Here is a 17,180-nt window from a genome sequence, read left to right as displayed (position 1 = left end):
ATAATGAGGTGATAAAATGAAATTAGTGAATGTGACCAATAGCTACAAACAATTAGTAAATAAACAATTGGAAAACACGGATGCTTACTTTGTAAAAGTCTACTCAGCAGGAAACACGACCGCTGTCTATTCAGAAGCAGCTCACCATGTGGAAGTTCTGATTATGAATAAAAATCGTCGCATTCGTCCGACAGAAGTAAAAGAAATTTTAGCAAAACTGTTAAAACGATTACCTAAAGAGGCTTATGACCCAGATGAAATTTCTATCATTGAGTTAAACCATGTGACCGAAGTGTCTGTTCCATTAAAAGTTTCCCTCATGGAAAACTAAAAAAACTGCCGAAGTTTCCCCACTTCGGCAGTTTTTTAATTTATTGTGACGTTATTTTTTTTACAAGCCTTTGATAATTTTCCGACCAGGCTTCCTCATTTGTCGGACTGACTAATTTGTTTTCCTCGATTGCTTTTTTTCTTAAGTCATCCACTTCTTTTTTGAAATTTTCCCCCGATTTTTGAGCATAATCTTTAGAAAAATATTTTGATTGGCGAGAATAAGCCTTCAGTTTTGCGTCTTTAATCTCTTCTTCTGTATCTGCAAAATATTCATCATAACGAAGATCGGTTATTTTCCCTGAATCTTTTAACGTAATAACCGTTAAACGTCCAGAAAGCCCCTCTCCAAAATCTTCTGTTAGACTTGTATAATGTTCTTTTGAAGGTTCTTTGATTTCCTTGGCTAAAGCCCTAGCAGCAGGAAGATAGCCATTATTAGCGCTATTGGATTGCCCTTTGGCTGTCTGGAATGCGCCATCTAGACGATTTTCAGTAACCATTTGATTTTCTAGAAAAGTCATCGTATTAACAATGGTCACTAACGATTGATCAGTTCGGGCGTTGTTCGCTTGAAAATTTGCATAGCCGGATAAACGTTTTGTCACTCCTGCCCATTCTTCAGAATAATAGTTTTTAGGTCCACGTTCATCAAATTCCACTAACTGAATTTGTTGATCCTTAACAACGACATCAATTAAAGCCGTATAGCCGCCATCAAACACGACTTCATGATGATAATAATCCCCTTGAACTTCTCCGATTTCTGGACGACCTGACCAATACATCTTCTGGGCTTTTTCTTCTGGACTAATTCCTGATTGTCCATTATTAGCTTCTACTGTAGCGCCAGAAACAGCATCAACTTCAAAGGTATGTCCATTACGCTCATAACTCACTTTGGCAGCACTCTCCTTCGGTTGATCATTCGTGTTTGTCTGCTCCTCCTGCTTTACAGAAGTGGCATTAGTGGCTGCCGAGGCACCACTCGTTACTTGGACTGCTTCTGCTTCAGTACTTTCTTTCATTTTTTCAGTTCGTTGATCTGGTTGGCACCCCATTAAAATAATCATTGAACAAAATAACCCGACAACTATCTTTTTAGTTTTCATTTTTCCTCCTTTTAAAACTCATTGAATTACCATTTTATTTTAATATAAGTAGGATGAAAAGTATAGCTAAGAAATCGTTTTTTCTTCATATGGCGATAAACTTAACTGTCCAGATAAATATTCACCTAGATAGATTTCCTGTAATCTTTGGAAGCCTTGTTCTTGGATTTGCGTTAACAGCCAGTGCTCATCTTTTTTGATTAACTCTAGGACATCCATGTTGGCTTGACCGTCCACAATAATCGGATAACGAATACTTTCATCGCCATATTCGACGATTGTTAATTGACCATTTTGTTCTAAAACCGCCCGTTTAACAAGCTGGACTTCATAAATACCATTTGCTCGTAATTTAAACATCAGATCATTTGCAGAAATACCATTTTTCAAACATTCCTTCACCACAACCTGTCCATCCTTGATTAAAGTAATGGGTTTACCATCCACAATTTGCTTCACATAGCGATTGTGTTCTTTTGCAAATTTTAAAATTAAGACTAATAATGTCCACAAAATTAACACTAATACAAATTGGAGCACCGTAATTGAATCATTATAAATAACACCACCAATAATGCCCCCCAATACATAGTTTTGCACTTGGTCCATGGCCGATGTGGGCGCCAAATTGCCTTTTCCCATCAAATTAATTTGGACAATTAAACAAATAATACCTAAAGCAAATTTAATAATAATTGGACTATAAAACTGCATTAATTTTCCCTCACTTTACTTTATGATTTCAATCGTTGGTGTTAATAAATACGTTTCTTGTAACGTATAAGACTGCTGATCCGTACTTAAACTCATTTTGTAAAAGACTTCGTCAATTTTAACTATGGTTCCGTCAGCCAATTGTGTACCATTGACATAAACTTTTTCTGGAGAAACCTTTTTTTCCTGTGCCACTTGTTCGACAAAATGTACCATTTGTGAAGATTGTGAATGCTGATTTTGGTTCAGTTGGTAATTGGAATATTGAACCCCTAAAACAAATAATAATGATAAAAAAATAATAATACTTAATTCACGATATTTCGTTTGAATTTGATGTCGCACATAAAAACTAAACACAATGACTAGCCCGATTAACAAAGCAAAAATAAAAAAATACTTTAAGTAATCATTTAAATTAGATTGGCTTTTTAAATACTCGATGCCATAAAAATTCATGTTCTTGTCCACTCCTTGATAGGTTCGTTATAGTAAGTATTCTATCTCAAAAAAAACAATCACGCCTGCTTTAATACCTTATAACAAGAAAAGCTCAGCGCAATCATCTTGAGAATGACTGCGCCGAGCTTCAATCTTCTAAAGATTCAGCTACTAATTGATTACAAATTAATTTTACATCAAACTTTTCAGTTCAACATCTGGATACTTATCCGCAAACCAGCGTTCCGCAAATTGGTTTTCAAATAAGAACAATGGTTGGTCGAAACGGTCCCGTGCCAAAATGTTTCGGCTAGAGCTCATGCGTTCATCTAAATCTTCTGGATTAATCCAGCGGGCAATTTTAGAACCCATTGGCGTCATTACTACTTCAGCATTGTATTCATTGGACATTCGGTATTGGAAAACTTCAAACTGCAATTGACCTACGGCGCCAATGATATATTCTTCTGTTAAATATGTTTTATATAATTGAATGGCTCCTTCTTGAACCAGTTGGTAAATTCCTTTATGGAAAGATTTTTGTTTCATCACGTTTTTGGCAGTCACTTTCATGAATAATTCAGGGGTAAATGACGGCAACTCTTCGTATTGAACATTCATTTTCCCTTCATACAAAGTATCGCCAATTTGGTAATTTCCTGTGTCATACACGCCGATAATATCGCCTGCAACAGCTTCTGTGACGTTTTCGCGGGCATCCGCCATAAATTGTGTCACGTTGCTTAATTTGACTTTTTTACCTGTTCTACCTAAGGTCACGTCCATGCCTCTTTCAAAAACACCTGAACAAATTCGAACAAAGGCAATTCGATCACGATGGGCTGGGTTCATATTCGCTTGAATTTTAAAGACAAAGCCTGAAAATTCTTTTTCATAAGGACTTACTTCGCCACCCTCTTCTGTTTTATGCGCATGTGGCGCAGGCGCAAATTGTAAGAAGGTTTCTAAAAATGTTTGAACCCCAAAGTTTGTCAAAGCAGAACCGAAGAAGACTGGCGTTTGATCACCACGAGCGATTTTTTCCTCGCTAAATTCATCGCCTGCTTCTACCAATAACTCAACATCTTCCAACACTTGTTGATAAACGCTGTTATTGTGCAATGGTAAATCGCTTGGGATATCGCCATCTTTTAAAGGAATAAAACGCTCCCCGCCATTATTTTCTGGACGATATAATTCCACACGTTCATTATAAATATCGTATAGACCTTCTAGGCCTTTTCCCATACCAATTGGCCAGTTCATTGGATAAGATTCAATATCCAATAGTTCTTCCAATTCTTCTAAAAGTTCCAATGGTTCCCGTCCATCACGATCCAATTTGTTAATAAAGGTAAAAATTGGAATACCACGTTTTTTAACAACTTGGAAAAGTTTTTTCGTTTGTGCTTCAATCCCTTTGGCACTGTCAATAACCATCACAGCACTATCCACGGCCATCAATGTCCGATACGTATCCTCTGAGAAATCCTCATGCCCTGGGGTGTCCAAGATATTAATCCGTTTGTCTTGATAGTCAAATTGCATCACAGAACTCGTTACCGAAATTCCCCGTTGTTTTTCAATTTCCATCCAGTCAGATTTGGCAAAGTTCCCTGTTTTTTTCCCTTTGACGGTTCCAGCTTGGCGGATGGCGCCCCCAAATAATAATAATTGTTCAGTAATCGTTGTTTTCCCAGCATCCGGATGGGAAATAATCGCAAACGTACGGCGACTATCGACTGCTTCTTTTTGATTGATCGTCATAAAAATCTCCTTATCACTTGTGATGTTTATTTATTTATTTTCTTCAGCATAATTTTTGATTAACCTTTGCTAGTATATCATGTCAAGCCTTGAGAATAAAGAGCTGCTGTTGGCTGTTTTTTAAAAGGAAAACCTGCGACATTAGTCAAAACGACTGATGTCACAGGTTATTTTTAACGTCTTGGTTCGTCATCTTCCATTTCTTTACGGAAAAAACGACGATTTTCTTCTGGTTCTTCATCGACAGTTTCTTCATCGTAGAAATGAACGCGTAAGACTAGCAAACGTGTGCCTTCCATTTCTTCAGCAGTTAACTTAATATTGCCCACTTCAAAAGAAGGTTTTTCCCCTTCATCAGGAATGGTTCCTAATGCTGTAATTAAGTAACCTGCCATTGTATCAACATCGCTCATGTGTAAATCTGTTTCAAATACTTCATTAAATTCGTCAATTAACATGCGTCCTTGAACCAAATATTCATTGTCGGCCACTTGTGTATATAAATTTTCTACTTCATCTGTTTCATCGTCAATTTCACCAACGATTTCTTCTAGTAAATCTTCCAGTGTTGCTAAACCGACAACACCGCCATATTCATCTAGTAAAATCGCCATTTGGTTTTGTGTTCGTTTTAACTCATAAAGTAAATCATCAATAAAAATGGTTTCTGGGACAAATAATGGTTCTTGGATAATCGCGCCTAATTCAATGTTTTCAAAGCCTAAATTACGTGCAGCTTTTAGTAACGTTTTGGTATGTAAAATACCAACAATTTTATCTTTGTCTTCACTATAAACAGGAATCCGAGAATAATTTTCTCCTAAAATTAAATTGATGTTTTCTTGGACATCATCTTGGATGTCAACCATGAATGCGTCTGTCCGAGGAACCATTACTTCTCGTGCCACTTTTGTATCTAATGAAAAGACACCTTGTAGCATTTCTAGTTCTTCGTTTTCCAAAACACCTTCTGTTTCAAGCATATAGCGCATTTCATCTCGTGTCATCTTCGAATCAGCATCATCGAAAGTCATTGGTGTGATTTTGGATAATAAATCGGTCGAAGCCGATAGCAACCAAACGAAGGGACGCGCGATAACTCCTAAAAAGCGAACTGCACCAGAAGTCAATTGAGCGACTTCTTCTGATTTATTCATAGCAATTCGTTTAGGGTATAATTCACCAAATACAATAGAAACGTACGTTAACAATGCTAAGATAATGATACTGGCAAGACTCTTAGCTGCGGCGCCGCCACCTAATACAGGGGCCAAACGACTAGATAAAGTCTCTGCTAATGAAGCACCAGATAGGATATTAACCAAAGTAATTCCTACTTGGATTGTGGATAAAAAGTTATTGGGGTCTTGCAATACCTTAAGCAATTTTTGAGCTTTTGCGTCGCCGTCTTCCGCTTTTTGTTCCACACGATTCTTGTTAACAGATACGACTGCAATTTCCGCCGCTGCCAAAAAGGCATTGATAAACGTCAACACGACTAATAATAGAAGTTGCGCAATTAGCGACTGACTCTCAGGGTCAGCATTATTCATAATGTTCTCTCTCTCCTTAATTGTTGATAATTCCGAGGCTGTACTTTCGTACTCTTTTAACGTTCTTCCTCTTTTTATGGTTAGGCTTAGAAACAGACACAATCAGTATTATGACAGGTTATTTTCTATCCTAATCCATAAAATCATAGCACGAAAGATTAGCGGATTCAATCATTAACCGTTATTTTCTTTCGTATTTGTTTCATTCCCTAAAAGAACGGCATTGGTAACTTTTTCACTACGACCCGCTTTGACCATATCAATAACATAGTAGATAATGGTCCGGCAGATTGCGTAAAATGGGACGCCGAGGAAAATACCTAGCAAACCTGCTAAATTTCCTGCTACCAATAAAATTAAAATAATCGTTAACGGATGGATTTTTAGAGATTTTCCGATAACGTTTGGATAAATAATATTTCCGTCCAATTGCTGAACCACTAGCACCACTAAACAACATAAGGCTGCTTTGACGGGTTCATTAAAGATGGTCACTAAGACAGCGGGCGCTAATCCTAGATAAGGGCCTAGATAGGGAATCAAATTCGTAAAGCCGGCAATGACACCAAATAAAAAGGCATAACGAACGCCAAGCAATGAATACCCAATAATCGTAAATGTACCGACAAATAAACATTCAATCGCTTGTCCGCTAATATAACTGGATAAGGTTTGGTTCAATTGTCCTAAAAGATCCACAATATCATCTTTTCTTTTCTCAGGTAAAAAGCGTTGGATCGCTGGTACTAGCTTATCTCCATCTTTTAACATATAAAATAAAATAAATGGCGCAGTGACCAAAACAATGGTGGTTGACGCCACCGTTGATACGATTGAACCTAAGCTACTTGATAAACTACTTAAAAATTGTTGGATAATATTGGCATAAGAAATATCCATTTTTTCAATATAGCTTGTTAAATCAATTTGTTTAAAAATAGGTAACTCCGCAATCTCATAAATCCAGGTCTCCACTTGTTTAAAGAAATCCGGCATACTTGATGCTAAACTAGCTAGCTGATCTGCCAACTTAGGGATAATTGTTAATAAGATCAGAACTAATGCGATGATTAGTAATAAAAATACCAGTAAGACGGCATAAATTCGTTTCATTTTCGTCTTCATTAGTAGATTGACCACAGGATTTAGTAAATAATACAAAAAGCCTGCTACTAAGACTGGGGCAAACAACGTTGAAAAGAATGTCCCAATCGGTGCAAATAAGAAATTAATTTTCGAAGCAATAAATAATAGCATGGCCACGACAAGTAATTCAACTGACCAGAAAAATAATTTCGATTCTTTAAATCGATTAATCACAGCGGCTCCTCCTTTATTTTTATTCAATTGTTGCTGTTTTATTTTATCACACCTTCCCCCCTCAGTCATTGAGAATACTTCATTGCTAGAACTTTTTCGTGGTATAATAAAATAGAAACAGATTCTGAACTTGGGGGTTTTTCTATGCATGTAGCTCAAACAAAAGATACCATGAGTGATCTTTATTTAGATGCTGTCCGGCTTCGTCAACGCGTATTCGTAGCGGAACAAGGGGTACCAGAAGAGATGGAAATCGATGAATATGAAGCACATTGTATTCACTTTGTTTTGTACACGGATCATGTAGCTGTCGCAACTTGTCGCTTGCTTCCACTAGAAAATGGCGTTATGAAATTACAACGAATGGCCGTTGAAAAAGCTTACCGTGGCGCCGACTATGGACGAGTGATTATGGAAGCGGCGGAAAATTTTGCCAAAGAACAAGGCTACCACAAGATTACTCTAGGAGCACAAGTCACCGCTGTAGGCTTCTATGAACGTTTAGGTTATCAAAAAACAGGAGCACCTTTTATGGATGCTGGCATTGAACACTACGAAATGAATAAAGAACTATAACACCAATTAAATCGGAAAATTTAGAGCTTGGAGCATTAGCCATTTTGGCTAATGCTCCAAGCTCCTTTTGTGGGCTGTTTACATCGGCTATTTTTTTGATAGCTGTTGATAACGTTGATACCAGATATCTACATATTCGGGCGAGAAGGGGCCTTTTTCGTTATTAATCCAATCCACTAAAGTCTTGACATTTTCTTTTAAAATGAAGTCAATATCTTCTGGATAATCCATTAGTTTGCTATGAAATTCATATTCATCAACGTCTAGTAAACGTTTTTCACCATCTGGAAAAACCTTGATATCTAAATCATAATCAATATACTTCAACGCTTCGTCATCTAAAACATATGGCGAAGCCAGATTGCAGTAATACGAAACCCCCTTTTCTCTAATCATTGCTATTATATTGAACCAATATTTCTTGTGAAAATAAACAATGGCTGGTTCACGAGTCACCCACCGACGTCCGTCGGATTCCGTTACTAACGTGTGATCGTTCACACCAATTAAAGAATACTCGCTCGTTTTTAGTACCATCGTATCACGCCACGTTCGATGTAAATGTCCGTCATGTTTATAACTCTGAATGGTTACAAACTCGCCTTCTTTAGGAATTCCCATAATACCCCAACTTTCCCCAAATAAAGTAAAGCAATGTTACTTTTTGGGTGTTCATACATCGATATCGAAATAATTATATCATATCTTTTGAGTTTGCGTACATTGAGTTCACTTAAAGAAGACGATTTCTGAAAAAATTTAATTCAGATGACCAATTAGCTCAAATTCAGTAAATATTTTCAGCTTAATTACTGGATTTTTTCAAAGACTGATACTGCGCTCTCTCTTAAAACCTGATTTAATTCGTCAACATTTGTTTTACCAGTTGTTTCAAGCCACGCAACGGCTGCTTCAGCACCTTGTTGAACAAATGGAAGCACGCCGTCTGCCCAAGTTGCGCGACCACATAAGACTCCATTAAACGAGGAACCTGCTTTTTTTGCAAATTTCAATGTTTCCTGAAACATCGTAGCACTAACCCCTGCACTCAAGAAAATAAATGGAAGTTGTGTTGCTTCACTTTGCATGTTGAAAAAAGCCTGCGCTTCATCTTGGCTATAAAGACTTTCAGTGCCAAAACCTTCTACAAAATTCATATTCACAGGGACTTCTACTTTTAAAACATCAACATTATAGCGATCCTTTGAAAATTCTTTCATCGCTTCAATTACTTTGTGCGGTTTTACTTTAGCGTATTCTTTTGAAGCACTATCCGAATTGTTTGCATCATAAGAGACAATTTCTAAAAAGAATGGAATTTCTTCGGCTAAACACTCTGAACCAATCCGTTCTATATAAGCTTTCTTTCGTTCATTGATTGCTTCACTTTCGTCAACATCGTAATAAAGTAAAAATTTACACGCGTCTGCGCCCGCTTCTTTTAAACGCTTAACCGACCAAACATCAAGACTATCGGGTAACCGTCCTGGTGTCGAAGCATCGTAGCCCGTTTTTTCATACGCAAGTAACAAACCTGAAGTCTGTGCTCGATTTTCAGCAGCAGCTAGGCCATATTCTGGATCCAACAAAATTGCTGAAGTCTCTGGTGTTAAGCAACGAGATACTAATACTTTAAAGTCACTGATTTCTTGCGCAGTCACCTCTTTGTATTTTCCCATCATGCGTTTTAAGGCCCCACGTTGATCAATGGCTAGTGCTCCAATAATCCCTTGATCATCTACCAGATTTTCTAAATGTTTACGTTTTTGTTCACTAATTTTTTTCATTCTGTTCCCTCTCCTAATTGATTATTTAGTAACGTAGCAATTTCAGCTGGCGAACTTGCTTGTTTCAGTCCAGAAGTAACTTCTTCTCTTAATAGGAGGCGCGCAACGGAAGAGAGTAATTTCAAATGTGTCGTGCCAGCTTCGGCATCTGGAATAAACAGCGCAATCACAAACTCCGTTAATTGGTTGTCAAGGCTCTGCCACTCAACACCTTGGTCCAAGGTAACGATGATAATGGCCGCTTGTTGAATCGTTGCTGCTTTTGCATGAGGTATCGCAAATCCATTCATCATCCCCGTTGTTCCTTCTTGTTCTCGCTCGTTCAGTTTATCGAAAACTTCCTGTGCGTCCTGAGCAACTTCCAATTCTGTTGATTTTTTTGCTAAAAAGTGAAAAACATCCTCTTGCGTTTGTAACTGTTGATTTAAAAAAATATGATTTTCTTTAATAAAAGCCATTCCATTCACTCCTAATTCCTGTTATTTCATTTTTTTGATAACGATTGCTCTTGTTTGGCGATTCTACTTTTTTGTACAAAACCTAGCAATAAACCGCCTACCAATGAACCAGCTAAAATTGCCAGAACCCATTGAACAGCGTGAGTAACAACTGGTAAAACAAGAAATCCTCCATGAGGTGCTGGCACTTGTACCCCAAACATATACGTTAGGACTGCCGCAATTGAAGATCCGAGCATCATAATTGGTAAAACCTTCAAGGGGTCTTTTGCCGCAAACGGAATAGCGCCTTCTGTAATATGTGTGGAGCCTAAAATAAAGTTCACTAGGCCCGCATTGCGTTCATTTGTGTCAAAGTATTTTCCAAAGAATAATGTAGCAAAGCCTGTAATTAAAGGTGGCGCTATGCAAGCAGCAGAAACTCCTGCCATAAAAGAAGTATTTCCTTGAGCTAAGAGTGCCGTCCCAGTAACATAGGCCGCTTTATTAACTGGACCTCCCATATCAAAGGCACACATACAACCCACAATAATTCCTAAAACCAACGGACTGGAGTTTTGGAAACTAGCTAAAAAGCTCATCATTCCTTCGTTAACAGCTTTCATCGGATCTGCTAGTAAAGACATAGTGATACCAATAACTGCAACGCCAATGACTGGATAAAGGAAAATTGCTTTTAAACCATCTAATGATTTAGGCAAACCTTTAAATACTCTCTGTAATAAAAGAATGAAATACCCAGCAAGGAAACCAGATAATATCCCTCCTAAAAAGCCAGTACCACCAGTGTTAGCAATCAAACCACCGACAAAGCCCACAACCAAACCAGGTCGTTTGGCAATCCCCTCTGCGATATACGCAGATAAGATTGGCACCATCATGCCCATTGAGGCATCACCAATACTTTTTAACATAGCAGCGGTAGCATTATACTGACTACTTTCTGGATCAAATGAATAAATGCCCCAAATAGCAAAAGAAAGAGCAATTAAAACGCCGCCTGCTACTACAAACGGCAACATGTGAGAGACGCCATTCATTAAGTTTTTATAAATACTATGTCCAACATTTCCTGAAGAAATTTGTGTCTCCTGTTCAAGTTCGTCCACTGCTTGGTTTTCGGCTGCAATCGATCCTTTGCCTGCGAGTGCTTCTTCAATTAAGCGATCTGCTTCTTTAATCCCCACACTGACAGGGACATCAATGATTCGTTTCCCAGCAAAACGTTCTGCTTGAACGTCTTTGTCGGCGGCAATAATGACTGCCTCCGCTCCTTGGATTTCTGCAGGTGTTAACTCGTTTTCTATGCCAATCTGACCATGTGTTTCAACCTTAATCGTAATACCTTTACGTTTTGCAGCTTGTTCCAATGCCTCCTGTGCCATATACGTGTGCGCTATTCCCGTCGGACAACCTGTAGCAGCTATTAATTGATACGTAGCCATCTGTTTATTCCTCCTCTTGAATCTTTATTTGTTGCTCTAACTCCTGAACATCTGAAAAATCTGTCAATCCTTTGCGAAATGCTGTTGAACTACCTGCTGCAATACTTCTTTTTAAATTTTTTTCCAATGAAAGTCCTTGATGCCAGCCAGCTAAAAAGGTACCTAACATTGCATCCCCTGAACAAGCTGTATTTACAACCATTCCAGTTGGTGAATTACCTGAAAGAACCTTTTCATTGTTCATAAATAAAGCCCCTTCACTACCTAAAGAAAGTAAAATATTTTTGGCTCCCCGCTTCAGTAATTCTTGTCCGTAAAAAATGTAATCATCCTTAGTCTGCACTTCTGTATGAAACCACTCTTGAAGTTCTTCTTCATTTGGTTTCAATAAAAATGGTTGATAAGGCAAACAATCTAAAATTTCTTCATAACTACTGTCTAAGATTAAGAACACCTGTTTTTCAAAACAAATTCGGCTAATTTCAATCAAAATACTTGGCGAAACCCCTTGTGGTAAACTTCCTGATACGCACAAATAATCCCCTTTACGTAACTCTGAAATTTTTTTCAAAAAACGTTGTACATGTTCTTCAGATAATTTTGGTCCTTTATTGACTAATTTGTATTCCTTTTGATCTTGGGTAACTTTTGTGAACACATTGATTCTCGTTGTGCCAGCGACTTCGATAAAATCAGTGGTTATTTCTTTTTCTTTTAAATAATCCTCGACATAGTTCCCAGTGAAACCAGCTTTGACTCCCAAAGCGGTATTATCAATCCCTAACATCTTTAAAATTAGGGAAACATTGACTCCTTTCCCGTTTGCTTGAATATCATCTTCCTTCGTGCGATTCACGACAAAAGGAACTAGCTCTTCTGTTTCGATAAATAAATCAATGGCTAAATTTAATGTACATGTATAAATAGTCACTGTAGTTCCTCCTTTCTCCTCTTTATTATGTCTCAAAATACCATGTAAAGGTTTTCATTCTTTCGCAAAAATATAGAAAACATTTACAATTTCATAATTTCTCTAGCTTTTTTATTTTTTTTCATTAAAAATAGGCTTATAAATGTTTTTTTAGTGAAAGAAAGAAGGGCTAGCCATTATGGAACAAAAATTGAGTGAGTCAGAGCAATATCTCTGGCATTTTATCGAAACACATATTTTAGAAATCCCTGATTATTCCATTGTAAAATTAAGCGAACGAGCCAACGTATCAACTGCGACGATTGTAAGAACCATGAAAAAGAAAGGCTATGAAGGTTTCACATCCTTCAAGCATCACTTGAAAGATAAAGAAAACCAAAATATAAATTTTTCAGCATTAGAAAAAGTAGACCGAGGAATTCGGACGGCCATTTTAAAGAATGAAGAAGAAGTAACTCGCACGATTAACATGATTGAAATTGGTAATATAGAAGATGCAATCCAAAAAATCAAAGCTTCTCGACGGATTATTATCTTTGCTAGAGGTTTTTCAGAATTAATTGCTCAGGAAATGATGGTTAAGTTTCAATTGGCTGGCAAATACTGTGAACTGCATACGGACCCAGAAATTATTAAAAATATTAGTAAAAAGTTATCAAAAAAAGATGTGGCTCTTTTTGTTTCTTTAAACGGAGAAACCCAAGAATTAGTTGTCGCTGGTAAAAACTGTTACGACTCAGAAATTGGGACTATCCTTTTAACTGCAAGCAAACACTCTAGTTTAATGAAATACATTGAAATTCCGTTCGTAGGCTTCAAATCAGAAGGCTCCTTTTTCCCCGATTATGAAGTGCGTTCACGGTTACCACTATCCATTCTGGCAAGAATTTTATTGGACGCCTATGCTTTAAGAACGACAACTTAAGCTTTCTTAAATAATAAAAAACAAGCATTCCTTCACTTAAAATAAAGGAATGCTTGTTTTTATTTTGCAACAAAACGTGCTTCTACTCGATAAATTCGTTGACCACGACTAGAAAATTTTTCTTCGTATTCTGTCATAATGTTGCCTTCAAACTCGCTATTATGCAAATCTAGCCACACACGTTCAATAATCATGCCATATTTAGAAAAGCTACTTAATGAGTATTCGAAGAGCCCTTGATTATCCGTTTTAAAATGAATTTCTCCATTTGGTTTTAAAATAATTTCATCTGTCGCTAAAAAGTTTTTATACGTTAAACGACGTTTTTCATGTTTTTTCTTTGGCCAAGGATCTGAAAAATTTAAATAGATTAAATCTACTTCATTTTCAGCAAAATATTCTGTTAATGCTTCGCCGTCTACTCGCAATAACTGTAGATTAGGTAACGGCTCGGCCACTAGCTTATCTAATGCAATCGATAAAATACTTAATTGCATATCGATACCAATATAATTAATTTCAGGATGTGCTTTAGCCATTTCATAAATAAAACGACCTTTACCTGAACCAATTTCAATGTGGATGGGATGATTATTGCCAAAACGTTCTTGCCATTTCCCTTGCCATTTTTCAGGACCTTCTACCACATATTGTGGATATTTTGCCATATATTCTGCTGCTCCGGGTCTATTTCTTACACGCATATTTAAAATTCCTTTCTTTTAAAAACAGACTGGTGAAATTCGCCAGCCTGTGTGGATGTTAAATGAATTAGTTTAACTACTAAACATTCGTTTTAATTGTAAAATTTCTGCAGTCATTGCTCTTCTTTCGCCCTCTTGGTGATGACGAACAATCTCTTGTAAAAAGCTAAATAAACCATACCAATAAATTCGTTGAACCGTACTTTCATTCGGGATTAAACCATAAGATAGTAACCATTGATTCCAGCCGGAACGAGGGACATAATGACTCAAAATCATTCCTAAATCTACCGCTGGGTCCGCGACCATCACAGAATCCCAATCTACTAAATAGAGATAATTATTCGAGACTAACCAATTCCGATGATTCACATCGCCGTGAACAGCTACATAACTAGTTTCTGGATATTCTGGTAAATGATTATATAAATAAGTGATTACTTCTTTTAAATAACTGTTTCGTTTTAATTCTTTAGGTAGTTGACGCTTATACTCTTTCAACATTGTTAGCGGGGTACAAACTTCGCCACCAATTTTTTTCAACATGTCTTTCAGCAAATTGGAATGATGCAATTGGTATAACACGTCAATCACGTCATTGCGTTTGCCAATTTCGTCCGCATGTAATAAACGTCCTTCCAGCCATTCTTGGGCTGTTAGTACGTCGCCATTCGCTGTCCGCTTTGTCCAAATCATCTTCGGGGCTAACCCTTCTTTAGACAATGCTGCAAGAAGTGGAGAAGTGTTTCGTTTAATGAACACTTTCTCTGTTTCTTTTATTCCCATGTATGTTTGACCAGTTGCGCCCTTTATCGGCTGCAGACGCCAGTCTTTATCCAACTGAAATTCCATGGAAATTATCTCCTATCTCAACACAATTTTATTGCAATTTTTACAGCAATTACCATTTTAGTCGCCAAACCTTGCTTCGTCAAGCTTCTATGTGGTTCTTTTGTAAATTTTGCTGGGTTTTCTCATCTTTATAACTTATTCAAGCGCATTGGAACATACATTTTAGTGAAAATCACAACTTCTACAATTAAGGCACCCAGAATGAGCAAGCTATTTTGCAAACTGCCTAAACGAAGGCAGACAATCCCACCAAAAATAATGGCCGCAACAGACAATGCGCCGCCAATTAACCGGCGAATTGCTGCTTGTTTTTTTTCTATTGAAATTGGATATAGCTGTGTCATCACCATATAATCAAATTGCGTGTACATGGGAATCAACTGGAACCCGATTAAATAAACAAACAATAAAGCAACTACCAACGCAATCCAGAATTCTTGTAAAAAGAAGAGTAGCACGCCACCAACCAAAATCAAACGAAACAATAAGCCGCTATATTCGCTACCTCGTAAAAAGCTCCGAATGAATAAGTAAGCATACGTGTTCTCAGATGTTTTTTTGACTACTCCGAGGAGAGGATCTAAGTATTTACGACGTTTTACTGTACTACTCACTTCAGGAATATCTGTAAACAGCTGAATGAATTTATAAATTCTATGCATTCTGTTTTGTTCTTTTTGGATCATTTTTTCCCAATCCAAGAAACTCTGTTTCATCTTATTTTGCCAAATACTCGATAAACAAACGGCCAGAATGATACCACCAATCACACCAACCCAAGGCGTCCAGTAAATGGCTCCCGTCATAATCAAGAGACTACTGATCAACCAAACGAACCACCAACTACGGTAAGTGGTTGACGAAAGATGATAGAGCCCATAGCTTTGTAAACTAAGATGTGTATAAATCATACAAACTAGCATGACCAAAAATAAAAAGAAGGTTTGAAACGACCAACCTGTTGTGACTACAATCAACGGCATCAATAGGCCACTTCCTAGAAAGCTGACCACAATCGGTAAAATTAAAGAGTAGCGCAGCGCCCGTTTCAGATAAGCAGCGAATTGTTTTTCTTTTGGTAATAAAAAAACCTTGTCTGGCTCTTCTGTCAAAGTAGCCAACTTACCAACTTGAATGAGTAGCAGCCAGCCCAATAGAATTAACGGTCTGCCCCAAACAAAATCACGAGGTAATTCTTTTAACAACTGGGAATAGTACAGACCTAATCCGCCTAATAAAAACATACAGACTAAAACAAAATGATCATTTAAAATATAGCGCAAGTACTTGGACATTTTTTTGAAATGCCGTGACAAACGTTGACTAAAAAATTCGCCCATGTTCCCCCACCTTTTCTTCCTTCGTCAAGGCAAGATAAATATCATCTAAAGAAGACTCTGGTAAATTAAATTCTGCACGTAATTCAGCCATTGTACCGTTTGCCCGTAATTTCCCTTCGTGTAGTACCACAAAACGATCACAATATTTTTCAGCTGTTGCTAAAATATGCGTGGACATTAAAATCGCTGCCCCTTGCTTACGCATCGTATCCATTAATTCTAATAAAGCATGAATTGCTAAAGGATCTAAGCCTAGAAAAGGTTCATCAATAATATATAAACTCGGTTCAATTAAGAATGCACAAAGTACCATGACTTTTTGTTTCATGCCTTTTGAAAAATTAGCAGGAAACCATTCCAATTTATTGTCTAAACGGAACGTTTTTAGTAATGGTTCTGCTCGTTTGAACGCTTCTTCTAATGGAATATCATAAGCCAAGGCCGTTACTTCGATATGCTCTTTCAATGTTAATTCTTCATATAAAGAAGGTGTTTCCGGAATATACCCGATTTTTTTACGATATTCTTCAGGGGCTTGTTGCAATGTTTCCCCGTCAATCATAATTTTGCCTTTTTGCGGCGTAAGTAACCCAATAATATTTTTGATGGTGGTACTTTTCCCCGCACCATTCAAGCCGATTAAACCAACCATTTCACCAGACTTGACGTCAAAATTAATATCTTTTAAGACAGGAATATGGCCGTAACCTCCTGTTAAATGTTCAATTGTTAAGCTCATTTCTTTTGCCTCCAACCTTTTCTCTCTACCATTATTAAACCCTAAGCGAACCAAGAATTCAAAAATTACTCCCTTAATTAAATGGATTTTTTTCTTTCTCTTATTATACACGAAATGAAACGAACTTTTTAGCGAACTCACGTACTTTTTCATCCACAGAGAAATCAACTTGTGGTAAAGTAAAGG

Annotated in this window: 18 protein-coding genes; 3 read left to right on the top strand and 15 right to left on the bottom strand. The window is 37.2% G+C overall.

Going from position 1 to position 17,180, the window contains the following annotated elements; genetic code table 11:
* Positions 1–16: 16 nt before the first annotated feature.
* Positions 17–331, top strand: a complete 315-nt coding sequence (locus tag IGK03_RS02235) for a DUF1827 family protein (protein WP_002355547.1) — start codon at positions 17–19, stop codon at positions 329–331.
* Positions 332–371: 40 nt separating this feature from the next.
* On the opposite strand, the gene IGK03_RS02230 is transcribed toward IGK03_RS02235, so the two are convergent.
* The 6 genes from IGK03_RS02230 to IGK03_RS02205 all read right to left on the bottom strand — a co-directional run bounded on the left by IGK03_RS02230 (position 372) and on the right by IGK03_RS02205 (position 7,306).
* Positions 372–1,442 carry a hypothetical protein gene (locus IGK03_RS02230; RefSeq protein WP_002366168.1) on the bottom strand — a complete coding sequence of 357 codons (1,071 nt, stop codon included), beginning with the start codon at positions 1,440–1,442 and terminating at the stop codon, positions 372–374.
* 66 nt (positions 1,443–1,508) lie between these two features.
* Positions 1,509–2,156 carry a DUF421 domain-containing protein gene (locus tag IGK03_RS02225; RefSeq protein WP_002355545.1) on the bottom strand — a complete coding sequence of 216 codons (648 nt, stop codon included), beginning with the start codon at positions 2,154–2,156 and terminating at the stop codon, positions 1,509–1,511.
* A gap of 15 nt (positions 2,157–2,171) precedes the next feature.
* On the bottom strand, positions 2,172–2,615 hold the full coding sequence (locus tag IGK03_RS02220; RefSeq protein ID WP_002355544.1) for a DUF3290 domain-containing protein: 444 nt from the start codon (positions 2,613–2,615) through the stop codon (positions 2,172–2,174).
* Positions 2,616–2,789: 174 nt separating this feature from the next.
* On the bottom strand, positions 2,790–4,364 hold the full coding sequence (locus tag IGK03_RS02215) for a peptide chain release factor 3 (RefSeq protein WP_002355543.1): 1,575 nt from the start codon (positions 4,362–4,364) through the stop codon (positions 2,790–2,792).
* Between the two features lie 173 nt (positions 4,365–4,537).
* Positions 4,538–5,917 carry a hemolysin family protein gene (locus IGK03_RS02210; protein WP_002363168.1) on the bottom strand — a complete coding sequence of 460 codons (1,380 nt, stop codon included), beginning with the start codon at positions 5,915–5,917 and terminating at the stop codon, positions 4,538–4,540.
* 174 nt (positions 5,918–6,091) lie between these two features.
* Complete coding sequence (locus IGK03_RS02205; RefSeq protein ID WP_002384914.1) at positions 6,092–7,306, bottom strand: AI-2E family transporter; 1,215 nt, start codon at positions 7,304–7,306, stop codon at positions 6,092–6,094.
* 75 nt (positions 7,307–7,381) lie between these two features.
* Between IGK03_RS02205 and IGK03_RS02200 the strand changes: the two genes are divergently transcribed.
* Complete coding sequence (locus IGK03_RS02200) at positions 7,382–7,813, top strand: GNAT family N-acetyltransferase (RefSeq protein ID WP_002373345.1); 432 nt, start codon at positions 7,382–7,384, stop codon at positions 7,811–7,813.
* 87 nt (positions 7,814–7,900) lie between these two features.
* Here IGK03_RS02200 and bph read toward each other — a convergent pair whose 3' ends face one another.
* The 5 genes from bph to pfkB all read right to left on the bottom strand — a co-directional run bounded on the left by bph (position 7,901) and on the right by pfkB (position 12,434).
* Positions 7,901–8,434: a biofilm phosphatase Bph gene (gene bph, locus IGK03_RS02195; RefSeq protein ID WP_002355538.1), complete on the bottom strand. Its 534-nt coding sequence runs from the start codon at positions 8,432–8,434 to the stop codon at positions 7,901–7,903.
* Positions 8,435–8,622: 188 nt separating this feature from the next.
* Positions 8,623–9,600, bottom strand: a complete 978-nt coding sequence (lacD, locus tag IGK03_RS02190; RefSeq protein ID WP_002375930.1) for a tagatose-bisphosphate aldolase — start codon at positions 9,598–9,600, stop codon at positions 8,623–8,625.
* Positions 9,597–10,058, bottom strand: coding sequence for a fructose PTS transporter subunit IIA (locus tag IGK03_RS02185; protein ID WP_002358680.1), 462 nt, complete (start codon positions 10,056–10,058; stop codon positions 9,597–9,599). Before IGK03_RS02185 ends, lacD begins: the two co-directional genes overlap by 4 nt.
* Before the next feature lie 26 nt (positions 10,059–10,084).
* Complete coding sequence (locus IGK03_RS02180; RefSeq protein ID WP_002355535.1) at positions 10,085–11,503, bottom strand: PTS fructose transporter subunit IIC; 1,419 nt, start codon at positions 11,501–11,503, stop codon at positions 10,085–10,087.
* Positions 11,504–11,507: 4 nt separating this feature from the next.
* Positions 11,508–12,434 carry a 1-phosphofructokinase gene (pfkB, locus tag IGK03_RS02175; protein ID WP_002355534.1) on the bottom strand — a complete coding sequence of 309 codons (927 nt, stop codon included), beginning with the start codon at positions 12,432–12,434 and terminating at the stop codon, positions 11,508–11,510.
* A 178-nt stretch (positions 12,435–12,612) separates the two neighbouring features.
* On the opposite strand from pfkB, the gene IGK03_RS02170 reads away from it, so the two are divergent.
* Positions 12,613–13,359 (top strand): MurR/RpiR family transcriptional regulator, encoded by a 747-nt coding sequence (locus IGK03_RS02170; RefSeq protein ID WP_002363162.1) that lies wholly within the window; start codon positions 12,613–12,615, stop codon positions 13,357–13,359.
* Positions 13,360–13,418: 59 nt separating this feature from the next.
* On the opposite strand, the gene trmB is transcribed toward IGK03_RS02170, so the two are convergent.
* The 4 genes from trmB to IGK03_RS02150 all read right to left on the bottom strand — a co-directional run bounded on the left by trmB (position 13,419) and on the right by IGK03_RS02150 (position 16,994).
* Positions 13,419–14,063, bottom strand: a complete 645-nt coding sequence (gene trmB, locus IGK03_RS02165; protein ID WP_002355532.1) for a tRNA (guanosine(46)-N7)-methyltransferase TrmB — start codon at positions 14,061–14,063, stop codon at positions 13,419–13,421.
* 72 nt (positions 14,064–14,135) lie between these two features.
* Entirely contained in the window at positions 14,136–14,915 is a 780-nt protein-coding gene (locus tag IGK03_RS02160; protein WP_002355531.1) for a phosphotransferase family protein, read from the bottom strand.
* A 128-nt stretch (positions 14,916–15,043) separates the two neighbouring features.
* On the bottom strand, positions 15,044–16,255 hold the full coding sequence (locus IGK03_RS02155; protein WP_010828555.1) for an ABC transporter permease: 1,212 nt from the start codon (positions 16,253–16,255) through the stop codon (positions 15,044–15,046).
* On the bottom strand, positions 16,239–16,994 hold the full coding sequence (locus IGK03_RS02150; RefSeq protein WP_202334758.1) for an ABC transporter ATP-binding protein: 756 nt from the start codon (positions 16,992–16,994) through the stop codon (positions 16,239–16,241). The genes IGK03_RS02155 and IGK03_RS02150 overlap by 17 nt, the downstream gene beginning before the upstream one ends.
* Positions 16,995–17,180: the final 186 nt, after the last annotated feature.

Origin of the sequence: Enterococcus sp. DIV2453a (assembly GCF_050533535.1) — a bacterium.
Classification (GTDB): Bacteria; Bacillota; Bacilli; order Lactobacillales; family Enterococcaceae; genus Enterococcus; species Enterococcus faecalis.
Note: the sequence above shows the minus strand (reverse complement) of the source record. Positions and strands in the feature narration are given on the sequence as shown.

Excerpts from the sequence above, each read along its gene's own strand:
- IGK03_RS02235 (WP_002355547.1), top strand. The coding sequence starts at position 17 with ATGAAATTAGTGAATGTGACCAATAGCTACAAACAATTAGTAAATAAA.
- IGK03_RS02230 (WP_002366168.1), bottom strand. The coding sequence starts at position 1,442 with ATGAAAACTAAAAAGATAGTTGTCGGGTTATTTTGTTCAATGATTATT.
- IGK03_RS02225 (WP_002355545.1), bottom strand. The coding sequence starts at position 2,156 with ATGCAGTTTTATAGTCCAATTATTATTAAATTTGCTTTAGGTATTATT.
- IGK03_RS02220 (WP_002355544.1), bottom strand. The coding sequence starts at position 2,615 with ATGAATTTTTATGGCATCGAGTATTTAAAAAGCCAATCTAATTTAAAT.
- IGK03_RS02215 (WP_002355543.1), bottom strand. The coding sequence starts at position 4,364 with ATGACGATCAATCAAAAAGAAGCAGTCGATAGTCGCCGTACGTTTGCG.
- IGK03_RS02210 (WP_002363168.1), bottom strand. The coding sequence starts at position 5,917 with ATGAATAATGCTGACCCTGAGAGTCAGTCGCTAATTGCGCAACTTCTA.
- IGK03_RS02205 (WP_002384914.1), bottom strand. The coding sequence starts at position 7,306 with ATGACTGAGGGGGGAAGGTGTGATAAAATAAAACAGCAACAATTGAAT.
- IGK03_RS02200 (WP_002373345.1), top strand. The coding sequence starts at position 7,382 with ATGCATGTAGCTCAAACAAAAGATACCATGAGTGATCTTTATTTAGAT.
- bph (WP_002355538.1), bottom strand. The coding sequence starts at position 8,434 with ATGGGAATTCCTAAAGAAGGCGAGTTTGTAACCATTCAGAGTTATAAA.
- lacD (WP_002375930.1), bottom strand. The coding sequence starts at position 9,600 with ATGAAAAAAATTAGTGAACAAAAACGTAAACATTTAGAAAATCTGGTA.
- IGK03_RS02185 (WP_002358680.1), bottom strand. The coding sequence starts at position 10,058 with ATGGCTTTTATTAAAGAAAATCATATTTTTTTAAATCAACAGTTACAA.
- IGK03_RS02180 (WP_002355535.1), bottom strand. The coding sequence starts at position 11,503 with ATGGCTACGTATCAATTAATAGCTGCTACAGGTTGTCCGACGGGAATA.
- IGK03_RS02170 (WP_002363162.1), top strand. The coding sequence starts at position 12,613 with ATGGAACAAAAATTGAGTGAGTCAGAGCAATATCTCTGGCATTTTATC.
- trmB (WP_002355532.1), bottom strand. The coding sequence starts at position 14,063 with ATGCGTGTAAGAAATAGACCCGGAGCAGCAGAATATATGGCAAAATAT.
- IGK03_RS02160 (WP_002355531.1), bottom strand. The coding sequence starts at position 14,915 with ATGGAATTTCAGTTGGATAAAGACTGGCGTCTGCAGCCGATAAAGGGC.
- IGK03_RS02155 (WP_010828555.1), bottom strand. The coding sequence starts at position 16,255 with ATGGGCGAATTTTTTAGTCAACGTTTGTCACGGCATTTCAAAAAAATG.
- IGK03_RS02150 (WP_202334758.1), bottom strand. The coding sequence starts at position 16,994 with ATGAGCTTAACAATTGAACATTTAACAGGAGGTTACGGCCATATTCCT.